Here is a 22090-nt window from a genome sequence, read left to right as displayed (position 1 = left end):
CGCCCCACTGCCAGAGTGGTGGAATTGGTAGACACGACGGATTCAAAATCCGTTGCCTTCACGGGCGTGCCGGTTCAAGTCCGGCCTCTGGTACCAAACAATAAAAGAGCCCGCTTCCAGCGGGCTTTTTTATGTCGGGCGTCTCCGGGCTCCCGATAGCTCAACTCGTCTGTCCAGGAAAGTGATCATGACCGAATATGCCCCGCCCGCCGGTTTGCTTAAGCGCTTGATGGCGCTGGTCTATGATGGCTTTCTGGTACTCGCCTTGTGGTTTGTGACTACGGGTATCTTTGTGCTGGTCTACCCCAAAACCGGGTTGCCGATGGAAGATATTAATGGCGTCACCCGTGCTGCGCCGGATTACCTGAAGGGGATTCTGCTGCCGCTGTTGCTGGTGGAAACCTGGTTGTTCTACGCCTGGTTCTGGATGCGTGGCGGCCAGACCCTTGGCATGCGTGCCTGGCGGTTGCAGGTGCGGGATTATCGCGGTGGGCCGGTTAGGCTCTGGCAGACCCTGGCTCGCTTCCTGGGTGCCTGCGTGTCCTGGGGCCTGTTCGGGGCCGGCTATCTGGTGGTGCTGATCGCGCCGCATCAAACGCTTCACGATCGCCTGTCCGCTACGGCGACGGTGCAGCTGTCGAAGAAACCCAAGGCGCCCTGAATCGCGCCTCGCTCCCTGGCGTACCGGCGACGTAGACCGCTTGGTGTGAGGGGGTTTAGCAGGTATCCTTGGCGCCCCTTGAACTTCCGTGCCGGTACAGTACGTGAACGTCGACGATTTTGATTTTGAGCTCCCCGATGGGTTGATTGCCCGCCATCCGCCTGCCGAGCGCCGTGATGCGCGTCTGTTGGCGCTTACCCGCGATGCGCTGCTGCATCAGCAGTTTCCTGATCTGCTTTCCCATGTGCATCCCGGTGATTTGCTGATCTTCAACGATACCCGCGTCATTCCTGCCCGGCTGTTTGGCCAGAAGGAAAGCGGTGGCAAGGTTGAAGTGCTGATCGAGCGGGTGGTGGATGACCACGAGGCGCTCGCCCACGTGCGCGCCTCCAAGTCACCGAAACCGGGAAGTTGGCTGGAATTTGATGAGGGTATTCGTGCCCAGGTAACGGGGCGCCGTGGCGCCCTGTTTGTCTTGCAGTTCTCGCTGCCGGGCCAAGGTTGCGACACTCTGCTGGCGGCCCTGGAGAAAATCGGCCATGTGCCGTTGCCGCCGTATATCGACCGCCCGGATGAGGATGGTGATATGGAGCGCTACCAAACGGTCTATGCCCGCGAACCCGGCGCCGTGGCGGCCCCGACCGCCGGCCTGCATTTTGACGATGCGATGCTGACGGCCCTGGAGCAGCACGGGGTTGATATCGGTTTTGTCACCCTCCATGTAGGAGCAGGGACGTTCCAGCCGGTGCGCGTGGACAAGGTGGAAGACCATCACATGCACAGTGAGCGCTACCAGATACCTGACTCCCTGGTTGAACAGGTGGCCCAGGCCCATGCCCGGGGTGGCCGGGTGGTGGCGGTTGGAACGACCGCGCTGCGGGCGCTGGAAGCGGCCAGCCAGTCTGGTGGTTTGCAAACCGGGCAGGGCGAGACGGATATCTTTATCTATCCGGGTTACCGGTTCCGGCTGGTGGATGCTCTGGTGACCAACTTCCACCTGCCAAAATCGACGCTGCTGATGTTGATCAGTGCCTTTGCGGGCCGTGATCGGGTGATGAACGCCTATCAGGCGGCCATTGAGGCCCAGTACCGTTTTTTCAGCTACGGCGATGCCATGTTTATTGAAGGAACGCAGCATGCATCACGCGACACGCAACACGCGGGTGGAGCTGACGAATGATCCTGTGTTTCCCGTTTTTTGGCATGCTGCGTGAAGCATGCCGCGTGCAAGCGAGCTCTTACCCATGTCCCGAATGACCTTCCAGCTCAACGCCACCGATGGCGCCGCCCGCCGGGGTGAGATCACGTTCCCCCGGGGCTCCATCCAGACGCCGGCGTTCATGCCGGTGGGGACCTACGGGACGGTAAAAAGCATGTTACCCAGAGATCTGGCCGAGACCGGCGCCGAGATCTGTCTGGGCAACACCTTCCATCTGATGCTGCGCCCGGGTACGGAGGTCATCGAAGCCCATGGGTCTCTGCACGGCTTTATGCAGTGGGACAAGCCGATTCTCACCGACTCCGGCGGTTTTCAGGTATTCAGCCTGGGCGATATGCGCAAGATTTCCGAGCAGGGGGTGGTGTTCAAGAACCCGATCAATGGCGACAAGGTGGAGTTGAGCCCGGAAAAGGCCATGCAGGTGCAGCGCTCACTGGGCAGCGATATCTGTATGATTTTTGACGAGTGCACGCCGTTTCCGGCCACCGAGAAACAGGCCCGTGACTCCATGGAACTGTCACTGCGCTGGGCAAAACGCTCTAAAGACGCTCACGAAGGCAATGATGCGGCTTGCTTCGGCATCGTTCAGGGCGGCATGTACGACGATTTGCGCCGCGAGTCCCTGGCCGGGCTGGTAGATATCGGTTTCGACGGCTACGCCGTGGGCGGTCTCAGCGTGGGCGAGCCCCAGGAGGAAATGTTGCGCACCCTGGGCAACCTGACACCGCATATGCCCGAGGATCGCCCCCGTTACCTGATGGGCGTGGGCAAGCCGGACGACATCGTTGAAGCGGTGCGTCGCGGGGTGGATATGTTCGATTGCGTGATGCCCACCCGCAATGCCCGCAACGGCCACCTGTTCATCGCCGAAGGGGTGGTGAAAATCCGAAATGCCCGACACCGTCATGATCTGGCTCCCCTGGAGGCGGATTGTGACTGTTATACCTGCCAGCATTTCTCCCGCAGCTATCTGCATCATCTGGATCGCTGCAACGAAATGCTGGGCTCCCAGCTCAATACCATCCATAACCTGCGTTACTATCAGCGGCTGATGGCTGGATTGCGGGGGGCCATTGAAGGGGGTACATTGTCCGCCTTTGTGGACGACTTCTATGCGGCGCGTGGCCAGACTACGCCAGCGCTGTAGCTATCTATCGATTGGAGTATTCAATGAACATCGCAATGCGTTCCCTGCTGGCCCTGTTGGCCACTGTCATGGCTTCTCCGGCGTTTGCAGCCCCCGCTGCCCCTGCCGGTCCGGGCGGTGTAGAGCTGATCATGCTGGTGGTGATGATGGTGGTTTTCTATTTCTTCCTGATTCGCCCGCAGCAGAAGCGTGCCAAGGAACACAAAAACCTGGTCCAGAGCCTGAGCAAGGGTGATGAAGTGGTCACCAGCGGTGGCATTCTGGGTAAGGTGGCGAAAGTGACTGATGACTTTGTGGTGGTGGAAATCAGCAACAACCTGGAAATCAAACTGCAGAAAAGCAGCGTCCAGGCCACTCTGCCCAAAGGCACCATCAAGTCCATCTAAAAGAATAGCAGCCCCGTCTAGAGCGGGGCTTTTGCTGTGGCGGTAACGCCAGCAAAACCCAATGTATCGAGCGGTTGATTAATCGTGCATGCCGGCCGCCTTTTTTCGGCGCTCGACGCACTGTCGCACTATTAAAAAACCGGCACTACCGGAAAGAACTATGACCCGCTATCCACGCTGGAAATTTTTCCTGCTTTTGGCTGCCCTCGTTGTTTGTGGCCTTTATGCGCTCCCCAATTTGTACCCGGATGCCCCTGCTATCCAGGTCAGCCATTCCGAGGCGGGGGGTGAAGTCTCTGATGTGGCCAGGCAGCGCGTGCTTGGCGCCCTGGATGATGCTGGCCTGAGCCACGGTGACGGCGAAATCGTGGGGAGCTCACTGCTGGTGCGCATGGGCGATACGGAAGCTCAGTTGCGTGCCAAGGATATTGCTGCGGCGACGCTGGGCGATAATTATGTGGTGGCCCTTAACCTGGCGGCGACCACGCCCCAGTGGTTGCGGGATATCGGTGCGAGTCCCATGAATCTGGGTCTGGATCTGCGTGGCGGGGTACATTTCCTGCTGCAGGTCGACATGGATTCGGTGGTGAAGAGCCGCATGGAAGCCTGGGAAGGCACCGCAAAGTTGACCTTGCGTGATGCGGGTGTGCGTTACCGCGCGGTGTCTGTGGATGGCACCACCCTGACCGCCACCTTTGGCGACCAGGTGGCTGCGGACGCAGCCCGTGCGCCGTTGCGTCAGGCGCTGGACAAGCTGGCCATGCAGCCGGCCGGTGATAGCCCGAAAATTGTCATGACGCTGAACGAAACGGCCCTGAAGGAAATGCAGGATTACGCCGTGGACCAGAACCGTACCGCGCTGAACAAGCGAGTGAACGAACTGGGTGTGGCGGAAGCTGTGGTGCAGCGTCAGGGGGCTGACCGTATCGTGGTGCAGCTGCCGGGGATTCAGGATGCGGCCACCGCCCGCCGGATTCTGGGCCGCACCGCGACCCTGGAGTTCCGCCTGGTAGACAACAGTGTGTCTTCTGCCCGCCTGCGTTCCGGCATGGCGCCTCCCGGTCTGGAGTTCTTCCCGTTCAAGGGACAAGAGGGCCGTATCGTTGCGTTGAATAAATCCAGCATTGCCACCGGTGATCAGGTGATCGATGCCAAGATGGGCTTTGATCAGCAGAATGGTCAGCCGGAAGTAAACGTGACGCTGGATTCAGATGGCGCGCGCCGCATGCAGCGTGTTACCGGCAAGAACGTGGGTAACCCCATGGGCGTGCTGTTCATCGAAACCAAGACCGACGTGAAAAAGGTTATCGATGAAGACGGCAATAGCGTTGATCAGATGACCAGCAGTACGGACAAGTACGTGATCAATGTGGCGACTATCCAGAGCACTCTGGGTAGCCGCTTCCGGATTACCGGGCTGGATAATCCGGCGGAAGCCTCCGAGCTGGCCTTGCTGCTGCGGGCGGGCTCTCTGGCTGCGCCAGTGAGTATTGTGGAAGAGCGCACCGTGGGCCCGAGCCTGGGGGCGGAAAACATCGAAGCCGGTCTCAAGTCCATGGCGCTGGGTCTGTCGCTGGTGCTGGTCTTCATGATCGTCTGGTACAAAGTCTTCGGCCTGATTGCCAATGTGGCATTGCTTGGCAACCTGGTGATCATCGTCGGCGTCATGTCGTTGATCCCCGGTGCCACCATGACCTTGCCGGGTATTGCCGGTATCGTGCTGACCGTGGGCATGGCGGTGGATGCCAATGTGCTGATCTTCGAACGTATTCGTGAAGATTTGCGCCGAGGGCTCAGTCCGCGCCAGGCCATTGAAGAAGGCTACGCTCGCGCATTTACCACCATTCTCGATGCCAACATTACCACCCTGATTGTGGCGGTGATTCTGTTCGCCGCGGGTACCGGTTCGGTGCAGGGTTTTGCGGTTACATTGTTCATTGGCATCCTCACCTCCATGTTCACGGCGATTATCGGTACCCGTGCCATGGCAGAAATGATTTACGGTCGAGGCGCCCGCGCCCCGAGCAAACTGAGCATCTGAGGCGGTTATGAGCAAAGCACCCATGAACATCAATTTTATGGCCGCCCGCAAACCGCTGGGTATTCTGTCGCTGGCACTAGTGGTTATTTCCGTGGCGCTGCTGCTGACCCGGGGGCTTAACCTGGGGCTGGACTTCACCGGGGGCACTACCGTGGTGGTGAAAAGTCCGGTGGATGTGGAGTTGTCTCAGGCGCGCGATGATCTTACTGAGGCGGGTTTCGGTGATGCCGTTGTGCAACATTACGGCTCGCCCAAGGAAGTGAATATCCGTGTGGCCCCCAAGGACGATGCGGATGCGGACAAGGTCGGCCAGAACGTCTTCAATGTGCTTAAGGAGCACAATGCGGATCTGGAACTGCTGAAAGTGGAATTTGTTGGCCCCCAGGTGGGTGACGAACTCCGCGATGAATCCGGCACCGCCATGTTGCTGGCCCTTGGCCTGATGATGCTGTACGTGTGGTTTCGGTTCTCCAACAAGTTTGGCGTGGCGACCGTGCTCGCCCTGTTTCACGATGTGATCATCGTGTTGGGGCTGTTTGCGCTGATTCAGTGGCCTTTCGATCTGACGGTGCTGGCGGCGGTGCTGGCGCTGATCGGTTACTCGCTTAACGACTCCATTGTGGTGGCTGACCGGATTCGGGAAGATTTCCGCAGTACCCGACAGACCGATCCGGTCGCGATTATCAATGGCGCGGTGAACCAGACCTTTACCCGGACCATCAACACTTCTGTGACTACTTTGCTGGTATTAGTGGCGTTGTACTTCTTTGGTGGAGAAGTCATGCGTTCCTTCTCGGAGGCTTTGCTGGTTGGGGTTGCAGTGGGTACCTACTCATCGATTTATGTGGTCAGTAATATTCTCTTCATGATGAAGGTCAGCAAGGAAGACTTCATGGTTCCGGAACCGGAAGAGGTGGATGAAATGCCATAACGGCAATTGATCATTGATGGTGGTTAATTGATAGTAAAAGGCCGTGATTCGTCACGGCCTTTTTGCTTTTCAGGCTGGCGGTGTTGGCACCGCAATGTTGGAGATAATCATGAAAAAAATACTGATCGTACTGTTGCTGTCTTTCCTGTCGGTAACCGCACAGGCATCGGAACAGGCGGACAAGACGGCTGCCGCCAAAGAGGTGCTGGAAGCCAGTAATGCCAAAGCCATTTTCAGTGAAGCCCGGCGACAGATTGAAGGCATGACCGATCAGGCTCTGACGCAGACCATCCCAGCTGATAACACGGCCATGATGGAGCGCTATACCGCACGGGTGCAGACCATTCTTGAGGAGGGGCTGGACTGGGGCGCCATGGAAGAGCAGATGCTGGCGATTTATCAGCGTACCTTTTCCCTGCAGGAGCTGCGGGACATGGCCGAGTTTTATCAGTCGAAAAGTGGGCGGGCGATCATGAAAAAAATGCCCCAGGTAATGGCTGAATCGGTACAGATTTCCCAGCGTCAGATGCAGCATGTGATGCCGTCCCTGCAGCAGATGTTTTCCGATATGGAAGCGGAACTGGCCCAGGCAGATGCACAAAAAGATGCGCAGAAACCGTAATCGAAAAAGCCGGTATGGGGCCGAATCAGGTGTAGTCGTAATCCGGCATTGGACTCAGGACGATCGCGGGCCGGTTGGGTGCTGATACGCCCAAGCCGGCCTGCTTTTTTAGTGGCTATTCTTAACTGAAGTTTTGTTTCTCCATCCAGGGAATGATCCGTTTGAAGGCTTCTTCGATCTGATCCAGCGAGGTGGAGTAGCTGATACGCAGGGCATTGCGCCCGGCGTCCCCAAAGGTATCGCCGGAAATGGTGCAGACGCCGGTTTCGCGTAACAGTTTCAGGGCCACGTTAGCCCCGTCGACACCTTCCGGTAATGAGGGAAACAGATAGAAAGCGCCGTCCGGTTTGTAGCCGGTGAGGTGAGGCGTCTGTTCCACCAATTCCACCAGCCGGTCCCGTCGGCGTTGATACTCTTCCACCATGTTATCGATAAACTGATTGCTGCCACGCAGCGCCGCTACGCCGGCCCATTGGCAGGGTGTATTGGCGACCGTGGTGGTGAACATGTGGTAGCGCCGCAGTTTTTTGATGGCTCCTTGGCTACCAATTAGCCAGCCGACACGCATGCCGGCCATGGAGAAGGTTTTCGAGAAGCTGCTGATCACCATGACGTGGTCCAGATCCGGGCAGCTGGACAGTACGCTGGGGTAATGTTTTCCGTCGTAGATCAGGTGGTCATAGACCTCGTCGCTGATCACATGGATGCCGCGGTAGGCCGCCTCCTCGACGATTGCCTCGATGGTCTCCCGTGGGTAAATGGTGCCCGTGGGGTTGCTGGGCGAGTTAAGGATCACCGCAAAGGTGTTTGGCCCCATGGCATCAATCACTTCCTGGGGATCCAGTTGATGATTGTTCTCTGCGCGGGTGGCAATGCTGCGCACAATGCCACCATTCATGCGAATCAGCGGCCCGTAAAGCATGAAAGACGGGTCCGGCACGATGAACTCCCGGCCGGGCGCCGAGGTCGCTGTTAGCGCCAGATACAGGGCTTCGGTGGCACCGGTGGTCACCATGAAATTTTCCGGCACGAGGGTGCGTTGGTAGCGCTTGCTGTAATACTCCGCCAATGATTCCAGCAGTTCCGGCAAACCGGCATCCATGGTGTAACCGGTCTGGCCGGCGTAGAGCGCATCCACCCCAGCCTGAATGACGTGTTCCGGCGGCTTGAAGTCCGGCTGGCCGATGGACAGGTGAATGACATCGTCCAGATCCGCAGCCAGATTCACCATGCGGCGGATGCCCGGCACCGGAATGGTCAGCAAGGCCGGGTTCCAGATCGGGTCTTCGCTTTCGTAGAAATCCGTGTCCAGATTGCTGTTTCCCATTATCTGCTCCTTATCAAAGGCCGGATGCCAGGCGCTGGACGCCTGACACTAAGCGATAGTCCTGTACGCACCGCCGAGCGCCTAGTTGTGCAGCATCGGTGGTAACTGGGTAAACGGCTGGGCCTGTTCAAAGGCGTGGCCGGCGGCAAGTACCCGGGCATCGTCGAAACGGGCGCCGACAATTTGTAGCGCCATGGGCAAGCCGTTGCTGCTGAGTCCCAGCGGCACAGACAGTGCCGGCTGGCCGGTCAGGTTGAAGGGATAAGTGAACGGCGTCCACGTTGGCCAGCGGGTGCTGGGCCAGTCCACTGGCACTTCCCGGTTGGTGTCGAAGGCTTCGATGGGCAGGCAGGGGGTGATCAGCAAGTCGTATTTCGTATGGAATACCGCCATGCGCTCGCTCACTGCCATGCGTTCGTTCATGGCGCCCAGATAATCCAGCATACTCAGCTTTTCTGCCTTGGTGGCCACTTCGACCAGGGCCGGGTCCATCAGGCTACGCTGGCGCTCGCCCAGGTCGCGCATGGCATTGGCCGCCCCGCTATAGAACAGGTGGCTGAAGGCGGCCAGCGGGTTGCTGAATCCCGGGTCGACTTCACTGACGGTGGCGCCCAGTGACTCGAAAACCCGGGCGGCTTCGCGGGTGGCTTTCTCGATTTCCGGATTCACATCGGCATAACCCAGGGTGGTGCTCAGGGCGATGCGCAGGCCTTTGATGGGCTGCTGCAGGGCGGCCACATAATCAATGCCACGGCGTGGCGCGGCCAGGCTGTCGCGGGCATCGGCTTCGCTCATGACAGTCATCATCAGTGCGGCGTCGGCCACGGTGCGAGTCATGGGCCCGGCGTGGGCCAGGGTGCCGAAGGGGCTGGCTGGCCAGTGGGGGACTTCGCTGAACGTGGGCTTGTGGCCGACGATGCCGCAAAACCCGGCGGGAATGCGGATGGAGCCGCCCGCATCGGTGCCCAGCGCCATGGGCGCCATGCCGGCAGACACCGCGGCCGCGCTGCCACCACTGCTGCCCCCGGCGGTTTTGCTCGGATCCCAGGGGTTGTTGGTGGGGCCACACAGGGGACTGTCGGTAATCCCTTTCCAGCCAAATTCGGGGGTGGTGGTCTTGCCCAGAGGCACATACCCGTGGCGCTCCAGCGCGGCGACGGCCGGGGAGCGTTTCTCCAGGGTGCTGGCGGGATCGATGGTTTTCGATCCTTTCAGGGTGGGCCACATGGGGGTAAGGAAGACGTCTTTGACTGCCACCGGCACGCCATCGAGCAAGCCGTTAGCGTTGCCGTTCTGGTATCGCTGTTCGGCTTCACGGGCCCATTGCAGGGTGGTATCACGGTCGATCAGACACCAGGCGTTGAGTGCCTCATCATGACGTTCAACATGGTCCAGCAGGGTGTTACACACCTCCACAGGTGACAGGGCGCCGGTCTGGTAAGCGGCTTTCAGCGCCTGAGCGCTCATGGTCAGTAATTCCTTACTCATCGACGATCCTCCTGGGGTGGCCCGTCGCGGCGGGCTCACCGGTTGGTTACATAGCCGTGTTCCTTGCTGACCGGGTTGTCCAGTGGCTGACCCCGGCGCCAGCGGTGGAAGTTATCGACAAATTGCTGGCCCAGTGCCTGGCGCCAGCCAATGAAGTCCCCGGCCATGTGGGCCGAGATCATCACCTTGGGGTGATTCCATAATGGGTGATTGGCGAGCAGCGGTTCCTCCTCGAACACATCCAGAGCCGCGCCAGCCAGCCGGCCCTGTTGTAGGGCTTGCACCAGGGCGTCGGTGCGCACGATGGGGCCGCGCCCCACGTTTACCAGGGCGGCCCCGGGCTTCATCTGCCGGAAGGTGGTGGCGTCGAACAGCCCGTCAGTGTCCGGCGTCAGCGGTGCAGTGATCACCACATAGTCGGCATCGCCGAGCAGGGCGGGCAAATCCTGTTGCCTGTGGACCCGGTCAAAGGCGCTGTCCTGGCGCGCATGGCGGGCGGTGCCGATTACGTTCATGCCCATGGCGCTGAGTATCGTGGCTACTTCCCGGCCAATAGAGCCGGCGCCCACGATCAATGCATTGGCGCCGCGCAACATGCGGGTTTCGCTGTGTTGCCAGCGGTGTTGTTCCTTCAGTGCCAGGTTGCCCAGTGTGTCCTTGGCAAACATCAGCAAGGCGCCCAGTACATATTCGGCAATGCCGCGATCGAAAATACCGCGGGCATTGGTGACCACGATGTCACTGTGCTTGATCGGATCGATCATCAGCGCATCCACGCCCGCACTGGTGGCATGGACCCAGCGTACCGGGCAGTTATCCGGCCACACTTCTTCCAGCAGGCCGGTGCGGAAATCGGTGACCACCAGAATGTCGGTTTCCGGTAGCGCGCTTTTTAACTGCGCCGGTGTCCGTGCTTCCTGAACCCGTGCCAGGCCGTCCAGGGATCCCAGACCGGGCAGGGCGGGTTCGTCTTCGGCCAGCAGGACGGTGATGCTGGTGTCGGTCATCGGGTCTCCTTATGAGTTGAAAGTGAAAAGTTCAAAGTTAAAAAGCGCGGGCTAGTTTGTCGTAAAACCCAGGCTCTGCCCGCGTGCACTTACAAAGTATAAGCGCGACCGCTCTGGGTTCTGTTAGACCCCCTTACCTCGGTCGCGTTTTAACTTTCATCTTTTAACTCAAGTCTCTTTCAGTGCGGCATCAAACAGTTCTACCGCTTTTTCGATTTCCGCTTCGGTGACGGTGAGCGGTGGCAACCAGCGTACCACTTGCCCCTGAGTGCCGCAGCGCAGCATCAGCATGCCGTTATTTTCGCAATGCTTGAGCAGCTTGCCAGCACGCTCGCCATCGGGAGTGTGCGGGGCGCTGACAATTTCCAGGCCAAGCATGAGTCCCATGCCGCGAATTTCATCGATACAGTCATGCTGCTTTTGCAGGCCCTGTAAGTGGGTGAGCAGCTGCTGGCCGAGCTTGTCGGCGCGAGGCACCAGTTGCTCTTCCTCAATGACGTCCAGTGTGGCCAGGGCCGCCGCGCAGGCCACCGCGTTGGCGCCGTAGGTGCCGCCCTGTGAGCCGGGATAGCCATGGGTCATCAGGTCACGGCTGGCGGCGATGGCGGAGAGCGGGTAGCCGCTGGCCAGCCCCTTGGCGGTGACAATGATGTCGGGTTTTACATCGAAATGTTCGTGGCTCCAGAACTTGCCCGTGCGCCCGAAACCGGCCTGGATTTCATCGGCAATCAGCAGGATGCCATGTTTGTCACAGCGCTCACGCAGCCCCTTCATGAAGGCGGCAGAGGCAGGGTAGTAGCCGTACTCACCCTGTACCGGCTCGATGATCATGGCGGCAGTGTCGGCCGGGTTGCACTCGGTGGCGAAGATATGATCCAGCTCGTTGAGGCAGTCGGTGACACACTGATCCATGTCTTGCTTATAGCGGTAAGCATGGGGAAATGGCGCAATGCTGACCCCGGCCATGAGCGGCTGCCAACCCGTCCGTACCTTGCTGGTAGAGGTGGTTAGCGAGGCGGCGGCCAGGGTGCGGCCGTGGAAGCCGCCGCGAAAGGCGATGAGGTTGGTGCGGCCGGTGGCCTGTCGCGCCAGGCGAATGGCCGCTTCCACGGACTCACTGCCGGAGTTGGAGAAGGCCACCGCATCAAGCCCCTTGGGCAGGTGCTCATAGAGCCGGTCGGTGAGGGCCAGCATGTTGGGGTGGGTGACGGTGGCGTATTGGGCATGGACCAGTTTGCCCACCTGGGCCTGGGTTGCGGCGACCACTTTGGGGTGGCAATGGCCGGTGGAGGTCACGCCGATGCCGGAGGTGAAGTCCAGCCAGCGGTTGCCTTTTTCATCATAGAGCCAGCTACCTTCGCCACGCTCTGCGCAAATCCCGCTGGACTGTACCAGTAAGGGGGACAAATGACTCATGGTGCCTCCTTTCTCATTGCTCATTGCCGTCGTTGCCTGCTGCGGGTGGCTGGTTTTGTCGCCCACCTTTGCAGCGCTGTGCCCGCGGGACGTGGGAATACGCCTCGCTGGTGAATTGACGTTACTGGCTGATGCTACGGGGCCAGCAATGCATAAAGCCGTTGTCCTGTTTCCCGGGTGCCACTCTTTTGCGAATGCTGTGCCGGTGTGTTTCCTTCTTTCGCCAGGTCTGCCTTTACGGTGTCATGCAGATGTTGTGCCGCATTGCCCAGAGCCGGGTGGTGAGGGGCGAGCCATTCCAGGGTCATGGCGAGGCTGAGCAGGGTGGCGCGGGGGTCGGCCAGGTTTTGTCCGGCGATGTCCGGGGCACTGCCGTGGACCGGTTCGAATAACGCCGGGATGTCGCTGTCGGCCGGGTTCAGGTTGGCGGACGGGGCCAACCCGGGGCCGCCGCAGAGCACTGCAGCCAGATCGGTGAGAATGTCGCCGTGCAGGTTGCTGGCCACCACCACATCGAAGCGCCATGGGCACTGCACGAATTTCATGCAGGCGGCGTCGACCAGTTCATGATGGGTATCCACGTCCGGGTATTCCCGAGCCAGGCGCAGGAAAGTTTCGGTGTACAGGTCGCCCCAGAAAGGTTGCGCGTTGCGCTTGGTGATCAGGCATACCTGGGCGTTTTTTTCGTCTTTGAACTGACGCGGCAGATCGCGCTGGGCGGCCCGTTGGCGGGCTCGTTCAAAGGCATGGCGAATGAGCCGTTCGGTGGCGGTGGCAGTGAACACTTCTACCTGGGTGGCTACCTCGTGGGGTGTGCCAGCCCGCAGGCGGCCGCCCTGATTGCTATACTCACCTTCGCTGTTTTCGCGAATCACCAGCATGTCCACATCGTTGGCGCGTGGATCACTGAGGTATTGGGGCGCGCCGGTTTGCCAGCGGGCTGGCCGCTCACAGGCCCACAGGTCCAGTTGTTTGCGCAGCGCCAGTAATGGCGAGAGAGAAATGCTGTCGGGCAGCACAAAACGGTCCGGATCATCCAGTGGCCCCGGGTCGCCGAGTGCCCCCAACAAAATAGCGTCAAAAGCGCGTAGCTGGTCGACGCCATCATCCGGCATCATCTGCCCGTGTTGTTGATGCCAGGCGTGGGACGGCCAAGGGAAGGAGGTGTAGGACAGCGGCAACTGAAAGCGATCAATCAGCAGCGTCAGTGCTTGCTCGGCCACGGCTATGACTTCAGGGCCGATGCCGTCGCCGGGGAGCAGGGCGATGTTTAGCCGTTTCGTCATCCTTAACTCCTTTAACGCAGCATGCTCCACGCTGCACGCAACAACGCGCCTTGCGTGTGGTGTTGGCTTCACGTCTTGTCTCCGCGGGCTCGCGTTGATGCGCGAAGCTCGAGGGTATGCGTTATTACAGGCATTGCCTCGTGTTGTTGCGTGAAGCGTGTTGCATGCAGCGTCTCAACTTCCCATGCACAGGTATTTCGTTTCCAGGTATTCTTCCATGCCCTGGTGAGAGCCTTCGCGGCCCAGACCGGATTCCTTGACCCCGCCAAACGGTGCGGTGGCGTTGGATATCAGGCCTTCATTGACGCCGACCATGCCGCTTTCCAGTGCTTCTGCCACGCGCCAGCAGCGGTGGATGTTGTCGCTGTAGAAGTACGCTGCCAGCCCATAGGGGGTGTCGTTGGCGATGCGGATGGCGTCTTCTTCCGTTTTAAAGGGAATGATGGCCGCTAGCGGACCAAAGGTTTCGTCCTGACAGAGCTGGGCATCGGTGGAGACGTCGGTGATCAATGTCGGCTGCACAAAGCTGCCGCCCCGTTCGTGGCGCTGGCCGCCGGTGATGACTCGGGCGCCTTTGCCCAATGCATCTTCCAGATGTTCCATGACTTTGTCGGAGGCGCCCCGGTTGATCAGCGCGGCCTGGGACACGCCTTCGTCAAAGCCATCGCCTACTTTCATGGCTTCAATGGCGACCTTGAATTTCTCCACAAAGGCATCGTGGATGCTTTCCTGTACCAGGAAACGGTTCACGCACACGCAGGTCTGGCCGGTGTTGCGAAACTTGCTGGCCATGGCGCCTTCCACGGCTTTATCCAGGTTGGCGTCGTCGAACACCAGGAAGGGGGCATTGCCACCCAGCTCCAGTGAGACTTTCTGAATGTGTTTGGCGCACTGGGCCATCAGTTGGCTGCCCACTTCGGTGGAGCCGGTGAAGCTCAGCTTGCGGACGACAGGGGAGTCGGTAATCGCGGTGGAAATAGCTCCGGCACTGCCGGTGATCACGTTGAAAACACCGGCGGGAATCCCGGCCCGCTCTGCCAGCTCAGCCAGTGCCAGAGCGGAATACGGGGTGGCGCTGGCGGGTTTGACTACCATGGTGCAGCCTGCGGCCAATGCAGCCCCGGCTTTACGGGTAATCATCGAGGAGGGAAAGTTCCAGGGCGTGATCGCGGCGGTGACCCCGATGGGCTGCTTGATCACCACGATCTGCTGGCCGGGTTTGGAAGCGGGAATGGTGTCGCCATAGGCCCGGCGCGCTTCTTCCGCGAACCATTTCAGGAAAGACGCTGAATAGGCGATTTCCCCTTTGGCTTCAGGGAGCGGTTTGCCTTGCTCCAGGGTCATCAGGCGCCCCAGATCTTCCTGGTGCTCCATCATCAGGTCGTGCCAGGCCATCAGCAGGTTGGCGCGTTCGGCGGCGGTCTTGTCGCGCCAGCCGGGGAACGCCTGATGGGCGGCGTCGATGGCGCGGCGGGTCTCGGCCTCGCCCATGCGGGGGGAGGTACCGATGTCTTCGCCGTTGGCCGGGTTATCGACCGTAAAAGTGGCGCCGTCGTCAGCATCACACCACTGGCCATTGATGTAGCACTGTTGGCGGAACAGGGCGTTGTCCGTGAGAGAAACCGTTGCCATGAAGCGTCTCCTTGCTGAACCGTTATACCTGACACGCTAGCAAAGCGTGCCGAGATGTCCATGCTACAGGCAGCACTTTCGTATTGAAGTCTAAGGAGTTTTTACAAAACAGGGCGGGAAATAAGGTAAGGAAAACCCTTTCCCCGCTGAGGAGGAAAGGGCGCAAAGCAAGGCGGGGCGGGTGTTTAGCGTTTCAGTTTATCATTCAGGTGAGGTTTGATTTTTTGCAGCAAGCCCTTAAAGACTTTCGGGCTGCCGGCTACGATACCGCCGCTTTCCAGGTACTTGTGGCCACCGCTCAGGTCGCCAACCAGGCCGCCAGCTTCGGTAATTAGCAGTACGCCTGCGGCCATGTCCCATTCTGCCAGGCCGAATTCAAAGAAGCCGTCCAGCCGTCCGGCGGCCAGCCAGGCCAGGTCCAGGGCAGCAGAGCCGGGACGGCGCAGGCCGGCGGTGGACGCGGCGATATCGGCGAACATACCCAGATAGGCGTCCATGTGTGGGGCCTGGTCCTTGCGGAAAGGGAAGCCGGTGCCAATCAGACAGCCATCCAGACCTGCTCGGTTGGTGCAGCGAATACGGCGGCCATTGAGGGCGGCGCCACGGCCACGGCTGGCGGTGAATTCTTCGTCGCGGTTGGGATCGTAAATGACTGCATGCTCGATCTTGCCTTTGAATTTGAGGGCAATGGAGACGCAGTACTGGGGGAAACCATGGATGAAGTTGGTAGTGCCGTCCAATGGGTCGATAATCCACTGGTAGTCTTTACCGTCGCCACTGCCTTCGATAACACCGGATTCCTCAGCCAGAATGCTGTGGTCCGGGTAGGCCTTGCGAATCACATCGATGATGCGCGCTTCCGCAGCGCGATCCACTTCGGTGACGAAGTCGTTCATGCCCTTTTTCGTGACAGACACGGGATCACTGCTTTCAGCAGCTCTGCGAATCAGATTTCCCGCCTGACGGGCGGCTCGCAGGGCGATATTCACTTGCGGCGCATGCATGGCATCTATCCTCAATATGACGTGTGGCGTAACGGTGTTAAAGAGCGCGGGGCGGGGAAACGCGGGGTTCCCGTTCCGGGGCGCGGATTGTAGCAGAGCCCGCGCGATCAGGGCAGCCGCCGTGTTAAGATTAGCGCCTTTTTTAATGAGAGGCCTCCCATGTTGGAAAATGTGCGCATTGTGATGGTGGAAACCTCCCACCCCGGCAATATCGGCGCGGCTGCCCGGGCCATGAAAACCATGGGCCTATCGGATCTGCGTCTGGTGCAGCCGCAGGCCTACCCCAGTGTGGAGGCGACGGCGCGCGCCTCTGGTGCCGGCGATGTGCTGGAGGCTGCACAGGTATGCAATAGCGTGGACGAGGCCCTGGAAGGCGCCACCCTGGTGATTGGCACCAGCGCCCGTCAGCGGCGTATCCCGTGGCCTTGCCTGACACCACGCCAGCTGGCTGCACAGCTGTCTCATGATTTAGCCAATGCGCCGCAGGATACTCGCATCGCGGTGTTGTTCGGTCGTGAAGATCGGGGCCTGACCAACGACGAGCTGCGCCGCTGCAATCTTCATGTGAGCGTGCCCACGAACCCCGAGTATGGGGTCTTGAATGTGGCGTCGGCGGTCCAATTAATCAGCTACGAGCTGCGCTTGGCGTTGCTGGGGGACGATTTTGAGCTGCAGGAATCCCGTTCCCGTCGCGAGGTGATGCCGTTGCCGGAAATGTTCTGGGATGAGCCGCCGGCCACCAACGAAGCGGTATCGGGTTTTCTGGACCATCTGGAAAAGGTGATGGCACAGAGTGGATTCCTCAATCCGGAACAGCCCGGGCAGGTGATGACACGCATGCGCCGTTTGTTTATGCGCGCCCGACCGGACAAAATGGAAATGAGCATTTTGCGGGGCGTATTGGTGGCGTTGGAGAAAAAAATGCCGCGAGATGATGGCTGATGCGCCGTAACAAACGGTTGTTGGCGTCATCCTAACGGGCCCAGGCCCAAGGCTTCGAAGTTGAGGTAGTTATGTTTGATCAAGTGCGCGAGGACATCCGGTCGGTCTTTCACCGGGACCCGGCGGCCCGCAATACGCTGGAAGTGTTGCTCAACTATCCCGGTTTGCACGCGGTGCTTTTTCATCGGTTGGCGCATGGGTTATGGACGCGCAACTTCAAGCAACTGGCGCGGCTGCTATCCACGTTTTCGCGCTGGCTTACTGGTATTGAAATTCACCCCGGTGCCAAAATTGGCCGTCGTTTCTTTATCGATCACGGCATGGGTGTGGTGATTGGTGAAACCGCAGAAATCGGTGATGACGTGACGTTGTATCACGCGGTTACTCTGGGTGGTACCAGCTGGAGCAAGGGCAAACGCCACCCGACTCTGGAAGATGGTGTGGTGGTCGGCGCAGGCGCGAAAGTGCTGGGGCCGTTTACGGTGCACAAGAATGCCAAGATCGGCTCCAATTCCGTGGTGACTAAGGAAGTGCCGGAAGGGGCGACGGTGGTGGGAATCCCGGGCCGGGTGATTAGCCATCCGTTGACCGAGAAAGAAAAGACTCGCCAGGAAATGGCCGAGAAAATCGGCTTCCAGGCCTATGGTGTCAGCAACGACATGCCCGACCCGGTGGCCGAAGCGATTCACCTTTTGCTGGATCATATGCACGCAGTGGACAACAAGCTGGATAGGGTCTGCACCAACCTGAAAAAGCAGGGTATTCAGGGTTGTGATGAGAAGTTGCCGGAATTGAAAGATGAAGATTTTGAGCCGGTGAATGCGGGCGGTACGGACTAAAAGGGCAATGAATAGTTAACAGTTAATAATTAATAGCTAAATAAAAAGGCCGCCCTGGAAGGGCGGCCTTTTTTGTTCGCGTGTTGCATGAAGCGTGGTGCGCGCAGCGTTCTTATACGTTGAAACGGAAGTGCACCACGTCACCATCCTTGACGATGTATTCCTTGCCTTCCAGGCGCCACTTGCCGGCTTCCTTGGCACCCTGCTCGCCGTTGTTGTCGATGTAATCATCGTAGCCGGTGACTTCGGCACGGATGAAGCCTTTCTCGAAATCCGTATGAATCACGCCGGCAGCCTGGGGCGCGGTGGCGCCGACCTTGACCGTCCAGGCGCGGACTTCTTTCACACCAGCGGTGAAATAGGTTTGCAGGCCGAGAAGGTTAAAGCCGGCACGGATGACCCGGTTCAGGCCGGGCTCTTCCATGCCCAGGTCGGCGAGGAAGTCGGCTTTTTCTTCGTCGTCCAGTTCGGCAATTTCGGATTCGATCTTGGCGCAGATGGGGACTACGGAAGAGTTTTCCGTTTCGGCCAGCTCGCGCACGGCGTCCAGCAGCGCGTTGTCCTCAAAGCCGCCTTCGTCCACGTTGGCAATGTACATGGTGGGCTTCAAGGTCAGCAAGTTCAGGCTCTTGATGGCTTTGCGTTCATCGTCATTCAGGTCTACGGAACGGGCCGGGTTGCCTTCGTTCAGGGCGGGCAGCACCTTGTCCAGTACCGGCAGCAAGCCTTTGGCATCTTTGTCCTGGCCCTTGGCGGCCTTGGTGGCGCGCAGGTGGGCTTTTTCCACCGTGTCCAGGTCGGCCAGGGCCAGCTCGGTGTTGATCACGGCGATATCGTCCAGGGGGGAGACCTTGCCAGATACGTGGATCACGTTTTCATCGTCGAAACAGCGCACCACGTGAGCGATGGCGTCGGTTTCACGGATGTTGGCCAGGAATTTATTGCCCAGGCCTTCGCCTTTGGAGGCGCCAGCGACCAGGCCGGCAATGTCCACGAATTCCATGGTGGCGGGCATGACCCGCTCCGGGCTGACGATGGCGGAGAGTTTGTCCAGACGGGGGTCTGGCACCGGTACCACGCCGGTGTTGGGCTCAATGGTGCAGAACGGGAAGTTCTCGGCATCAATACCCGCTTTGGTCAGCGCGTTGAACAGGGTGGATTTACCCACGTTGGGCAGACCGACGATACCGCATTTGAAACCCATGACAGACCTCCATTTTTCGAGGCCGCAATGCTACATGAGCGGCAAGCGACAAGCTACAACGCGGGATGGGGTGGTGTGGGCTGGAAGGTGGCAGGCCGCGGCCAGGTTGCAGCGCGGGGCAGAAGCATGGCCATGAAGAGAGGCTAAGCTTCGTGTTGTTGCGTGAAGCGTCTCTCTACGCCTTGAAGCCGTTGAGGTGGTTCATGGCGCCGTTCAGGTCGCCGCGGAGTATATCCGCGGTGTGGTGGACAGCTTCGTCGATGGCGCGATCGATCAGGTCCCGATCGGCTTTGGAGGGTTTGTTCAGCACGTGGGGGGTAACCCGGTCGGCAGAGCCGGGGTGGCCGATGCCAAGCCGTAGCCGGTAAAAGTCGCGGCTGTTGCCATGTCGGCTGATGATGTCGCGCAGACCATTGTGGCCTCCGTGGCCGCCGCCTTGCTTGAAGCGGGCACAGCCGGGTGGCAGGTCGAGCTCGTCGTGAGCAACCAGTATCTGCGTAACGGGAATCTTGAAGAAATTTGCCAGTGCGGCGGTGGCCTGACCACTGCGGTTCATGAAGGTGGTCGGAACCAGCAGGCGGATTGTTTCGCCTTCAAAGGAGAAGGTGGCGGTAAGGCCGAAATATTTCTTGTCTTCGGTAAGGAAGACGCCCTGGCGTCGGGCCAGGGCGTCTACATACCAGACGCCGGCATTGTGGCGGGTGTCTTCGTATTCGTGGCCCGGATTGCCCAGGCCCACGATCAGTCGAACAGGTTCCGCCACGGTGCGTCTTATTCCTCGCCTGAGGCTTCTTCGCCTGCCGCTTCGTCAGCATCGTCATCAGCGGACGCACGAACTTTCGGCTGGTGAACCGCAGCTACCGGCTGGTCGTGGTCGTCGCCCAGAGCAAGCTGGGTCAGTTCCACGCCTTTCGGCAGTTTCAGATCGGACAGGTGAATAACGGTCTCCAGCTCAGCGTTAGCCATGTCCACTTCGATGAACTCTGGCAGGTCCTGGGGCAGACAGCTCACTTCCACTTCCGCGTAGTTGTGCTGAATCTCGCCGCCTTGCTTCTTCACGCCGATAGAGCTTTCTTCGTTGATGAAGTGCAGGGGAACGTTCATGGTGATTTTGTGGGTCTTGTCGACGCGCAGCAGATCCACGTGCAGCGGGTGGCCCTTGGCCGGATGACGCTGCATGTCACGCAGTACGGCCTGCACACTGGCACCGTCCAGCTTCAGTGTCAGGATGTGGCTGTAGAACGCTTCGTTTTCCAGGGCTTTTTTCAGCTCGCGCAGTTCAACGCTGATCATCTGCGGCTCGGCTTCGCCACCGTAGAGGATGCCGGGAACACGTTCTTGCAGACGACGCAGGCGGCGGCTCGCACCTTTCCCTGTATCGCTGCGGCTTTCTGCATTCAGCAGGAATTCATTGGACATGGTCTGTCTCCAGTATGCTCTCGGGCTTCCCGCGACCAGGTCGGCCAGAGAGGTTGATAAAGCCACGGAGGATTCCGCGGGGGCGCGATTATGGCTGGTTAGACGCTGTCAAGCAACACGCCCCACGCAACAACGCGATGAAAGGATGGTCTGGTCCTGAAACGCAAGAGGCCGCGCCCATCACTGGTGCGCGGCCTCAAAACGAGCAGGGCAAGATTGGTCTGGCTCGTGGTGTCGCATGCAGCGTGAAGCGTGCTGCGTTTCTTTATACCAGCTCCAACCGGTCGAACATGGCGCTCAGGGACTCTTCGTTGTTCACCCGGCGTACCGTTTCGGCCAGCATGGGGGCCAGGCTGAGGACGCGGATGTTGGCGCAGGCGCGGCCGGCGTCGGACAGGGGAATGGTGTCGGTGACTACCAGTTCGTCCAGAGCGCTGCTGGCGATATTGTCGATGGCCGGGCCGGACAGGATCGGGTGGGTGATGTAGGCAATCACCTTGGCGGCACCGTGATCCTTCAGGGCCTGGGCGGCTTTGCACAGGGTGCCGGCAGTGTCGACCATGTCATCCACCAGCACGCAGGTGCGGCCTTCTACTTCACCGATAATGTGCATTACCTGGGACACATTGGCCTTGGGGCGGCGCTTGTCGATGATGGCCAGGTCGGCGTCGTTGAGCTGTTTGGCCAGGGCGCGGGCGCGCACTACGCCGCCCACGTCCGGGGAGACAACCATCAGGTCGTCATGGTTCTGGCGTTCGATGTCCGCCACGATCAGCGGGGTGGCGTAGACGTTATCCACTGGAATATCGAAGAAGCCCTGAATCTGGTCGGCGTGCAGGTCCACGGTGACCACGCGATCAATACCTACGGCGGTGATCATGTCGGCGACTACTTTGGCGGTAATCGGCACGCGGGCGGAGCGCACGCGGCGATCCTGGCGGGCATAACCAAAGTAGGGCATGACGGCGGTGATACGGCCTGCGGAGGAGCGACGCAGGGCGTCGGCCATGACCAGCAATTCCATCAGGTTGTTGTTGGTCGGGCTGCAGGTGGATTGCACGATAAAGACGTCTTTGCCGCGCACGTTTTCCTGGATCTCCACGGCAACTTCGCCATCGCTGAACGTGCCCACATCGGCGTTGCCGATCGGCAGGTTCAGGTTGTTGACCATGGCTTTGGCCAGTTCGGGATTTGCGTTACCGGTGAAAACGACGAGCTTGGACACTGGCGCCCCCTGGGGTCTTGCGTCGTGAATTTGGGAACCGCTAAGGGGAAGGGTAAGAGGTTCCTCAGAAGAAAATGGCTGGGGTACCAGGACTCGAACCTGGGAATAACGGGATCAAAACCCGCTGCCTTACCAACTTGGCTATACCCCAACACTCGGTCTCAGGCCCGCTTAGGCGGGTTTGCCTGAATTCTTTGTCTCTCGAAACTTCGCCAGTGTCTCTCCCAGAATCTGGTGGAGAGGAGAAGTATTACAGCTTCGAGCGACGAAACCTGTCCAGTGTTGTGGCAACTG

Annotated in this window: 20 protein-coding genes and 2 tRNA genes; 10 read left to right on the top strand and 12 right to left on the bottom strand. The window is 59.6% G+C overall.

Translation table 11 applies throughout. The features are described from left to right. The first annotated feature begins 9 nt into the window (after positions 1–9). The 8 genes from CL546_RS10450 (at position 10) to CL546_RS10415 (ending at position 7007) form a co-directional block, all read left to right on the top strand. Positions 10–96 (top strand) — tRNA-Leu (locus tag CL546_RS10450). Positions 97–187: 91 nt separating this feature from the next. Beyond that, positions 188–661, top strand: a complete 474-nt coding sequence (locus tag CL546_RS10445) for an RDD family protein (RefSeq protein ID WP_290494749.1) — start codon at positions 188–190, stop codon at positions 659–661. A gap of 103 nt (positions 662–764) precedes the next feature. Then, positions 765–1841, top strand: coding sequence for a tRNA preQ1(34) S-adenosylmethionine ribosyltransferase-isomerase QueA (queA, locus tag CL546_RS10440; RefSeq protein WP_290494753.1), 1077 nt, complete (start codon positions 765–767; stop codon positions 1839–1841). Between the two features lie 73 nt (positions 1842–1914). Beyond that, positions 1915–3027, top strand: coding sequence for a tRNA guanosine(34) transglycosylase Tgt (tgt, locus tag CL546_RS10435; RefSeq protein WP_290494751.1), 1113 nt, complete (start codon positions 1915–1917; stop codon positions 3025–3027). A 23-nt stretch (positions 3028–3050) separates the two neighbouring features. Next, positions 3051–3413 (top strand): preprotein translocase subunit YajC, encoded by a 363-nt coding sequence (gene yajC / locus CL546_RS10430; RefSeq protein ID WP_290494748.1) that lies wholly within the window; start codon positions 3051–3053, stop codon positions 3411–3413. A 160-nt stretch (positions 3414–3573) separates the two neighbouring features. Further along, positions 3574–5454 carry a protein translocase subunit SecD gene (gene secD, locus CL546_RS10425; RefSeq protein ID WP_290494747.1) on the top strand — a complete coding sequence of 627 codons (1881 nt, stop codon included), beginning with the start codon at positions 3574–3576 and terminating at the stop codon, positions 5452–5454. Positions 5455–5461: 7 nt separating this feature from the next. Continuing rightward, positions 5462–6385, top strand: coding sequence for a protein translocase subunit SecF (secF, locus tag CL546_RS10420; protein ID WP_290494746.1), 924 nt, complete (start codon positions 5462–5464; stop codon positions 6383–6385). A 109-nt stretch (positions 6386–6494) separates the two neighbouring features. Beyond that, positions 6495–7007 (top strand): DUF2059 domain-containing protein, encoded by a 513-nt coding sequence (locus CL546_RS10415; RefSeq protein WP_290494744.1) that lies wholly within the window; start codon positions 6495–6497, stop codon positions 7005–7007. 121 nt (positions 7008–7128) lie between these two features. On the opposite strand, the gene CL546_RS10410 is transcribed toward CL546_RS10415, so the two are convergent. The 7 genes from CL546_RS10410 to suhB all read right to left on the bottom strand — a co-directional run bounded on the left by CL546_RS10410 (position 7129) and on the right by suhB (position 16167). Continuing rightward, positions 7129–8334, bottom strand: a complete 1206-nt coding sequence (locus CL546_RS10410) for a pyridoxal phosphate-dependent aminotransferase (RefSeq protein WP_290494742.1) — start codon at positions 8332–8334, stop codon at positions 7129–7131. Positions 8335–8415: 81 nt separating this feature from the next. After that, on the bottom strand, positions 8416–9822 hold the full coding sequence (locus CL546_RS10405; RefSeq protein ID WP_290494740.1) for an amidase: 1407 nt from the start codon (positions 9820–9822) through the stop codon (positions 8416–8418). A 35-nt stretch (positions 9823–9857) separates the two neighbouring features. Beyond that, complete coding sequence (locus CL546_RS10400; RefSeq protein WP_290494738.1) at positions 9858–10829, bottom strand: D-2-hydroxyacid dehydrogenase; 972 nt, start codon at positions 10827–10829, stop codon at positions 9858–9860. A gap of 168 nt (positions 10830–10997) precedes the next feature. Further along, on the bottom strand, positions 10998–12245 hold the full coding sequence (locus CL546_RS10395; protein ID WP_290494736.1) for an aspartate aminotransferase family protein: 1248 nt from the start codon (positions 12243–12245) through the stop codon (positions 10998–11000). Between the two features lie 134 nt (positions 12246–12379). Next, the gene (locus tag CL546_RS10390) at positions 12380–13531 is read right to left on the bottom strand and encodes an isocitrate/isopropylmalate dehydrogenase family protein (RefSeq protein WP_290494734.1); all 1152 of its coding nucleotides are present in this window, start codon (positions 13529–13531) and stop codon (positions 12380–12382) included. Positions 13532–13705: 174 nt separating this feature from the next. Further along, a complete protein-coding gene (locus tag CL546_RS10385) occupies positions 13706–15163 on the bottom strand; it encodes an NAD-dependent succinate-semialdehyde dehydrogenase (RefSeq protein ID WP_290494732.1) in 1458 nt (485 codons plus the stop codon). Between the two features lie 185 nt (positions 15164–15348). Next, positions 15349–16167, bottom strand: coding sequence for an inositol-1-monophosphatase (gene suhB / locus CL546_RS10380; protein ID WP_290494730.1), 819 nt, complete (start codon positions 16165–16167; stop codon positions 15349–15351). Between the two features lie 159 nt (positions 16168–16326). Between suhB and CL546_RS10375 the strand changes: the two genes are divergently transcribed. Then, complete coding sequence (locus CL546_RS10375; protein WP_155133425.1) at positions 16327–17109, top strand: RNA methyltransferase; 783 nt, start codon at positions 16327–16329, stop codon at positions 17107–17109. A gap of 71 nt (positions 17110–17180) precedes the next feature. Then, a complete protein-coding gene (gene cysE, locus CL546_RS10370; protein WP_290494728.1) occupies positions 17181–17948 on the top strand; it encodes a serine O-acetyltransferase in 768 nt (255 codons plus the stop codon). 112 nt (positions 17949–18060) lie between these two features. On the opposite strand, the gene ychF is transcribed toward cysE, so the two are convergent. The 5 genes from ychF to CL546_RS10345 all read right to left on the bottom strand — a co-directional run bounded on the left by ychF (position 18061) and on the right by CL546_RS10345 (position 21947). Further along, positions 18061–19152 carry a redox-regulated ATPase YchF gene (gene ychF / locus CL546_RS10365; RefSeq protein WP_290494727.1) on the bottom strand — a complete coding sequence of 364 codons (1092 nt, stop codon included), beginning with the start codon at positions 19150–19152 and terminating at the stop codon, positions 18061–18063. Between the two features lie 175 nt (positions 19153–19327). Next, positions 19328–19915 (bottom strand): aminoacyl-tRNA hydrolase, encoded by a 588-nt coding sequence (gene pth / locus CL546_RS10360; protein ID WP_290494725.1) that lies wholly within the window; start codon positions 19913–19915, stop codon positions 19328–19330. 8 nt (positions 19916–19923) lie between these two features. Next, a complete protein-coding gene (locus CL546_RS10355) occupies positions 19924–20571 on the bottom strand; it encodes a 50S ribosomal protein L25/general stress protein Ctc (RefSeq protein WP_290494723.1) in 648 nt (215 codons plus the stop codon). 265 nt (positions 20572–20836) lie between these two features. Then, on the bottom strand, positions 20837–21796 hold the full coding sequence (locus CL546_RS10350; protein ID WP_290494721.1) for a ribose-phosphate diphosphokinase: 960 nt from the start codon (positions 21794–21796) through the stop codon (positions 20837–20839). Positions 21797–21871: 75 nt separating this feature from the next. Continuing rightward, positions 21872–21947 (bottom strand) — tRNA-Gln (locus CL546_RS10345). Positions 21948–22090 lie beyond the last annotated feature (143 nt).

The sequence above is a fragment of the Alcanivorax sp. genome, assembly GCF_002726155.1.
GTDB lineage: Bacteria > Pseudomonadota > Gammaproteobacteria > Pseudomonadales > Alcanivoracaceae > Alcanivorax.
The sequence above is the reverse complement of the archived record's forward strand: the minus strand, read 5'-3'. Positions and strand labels throughout refer to the sequence as shown.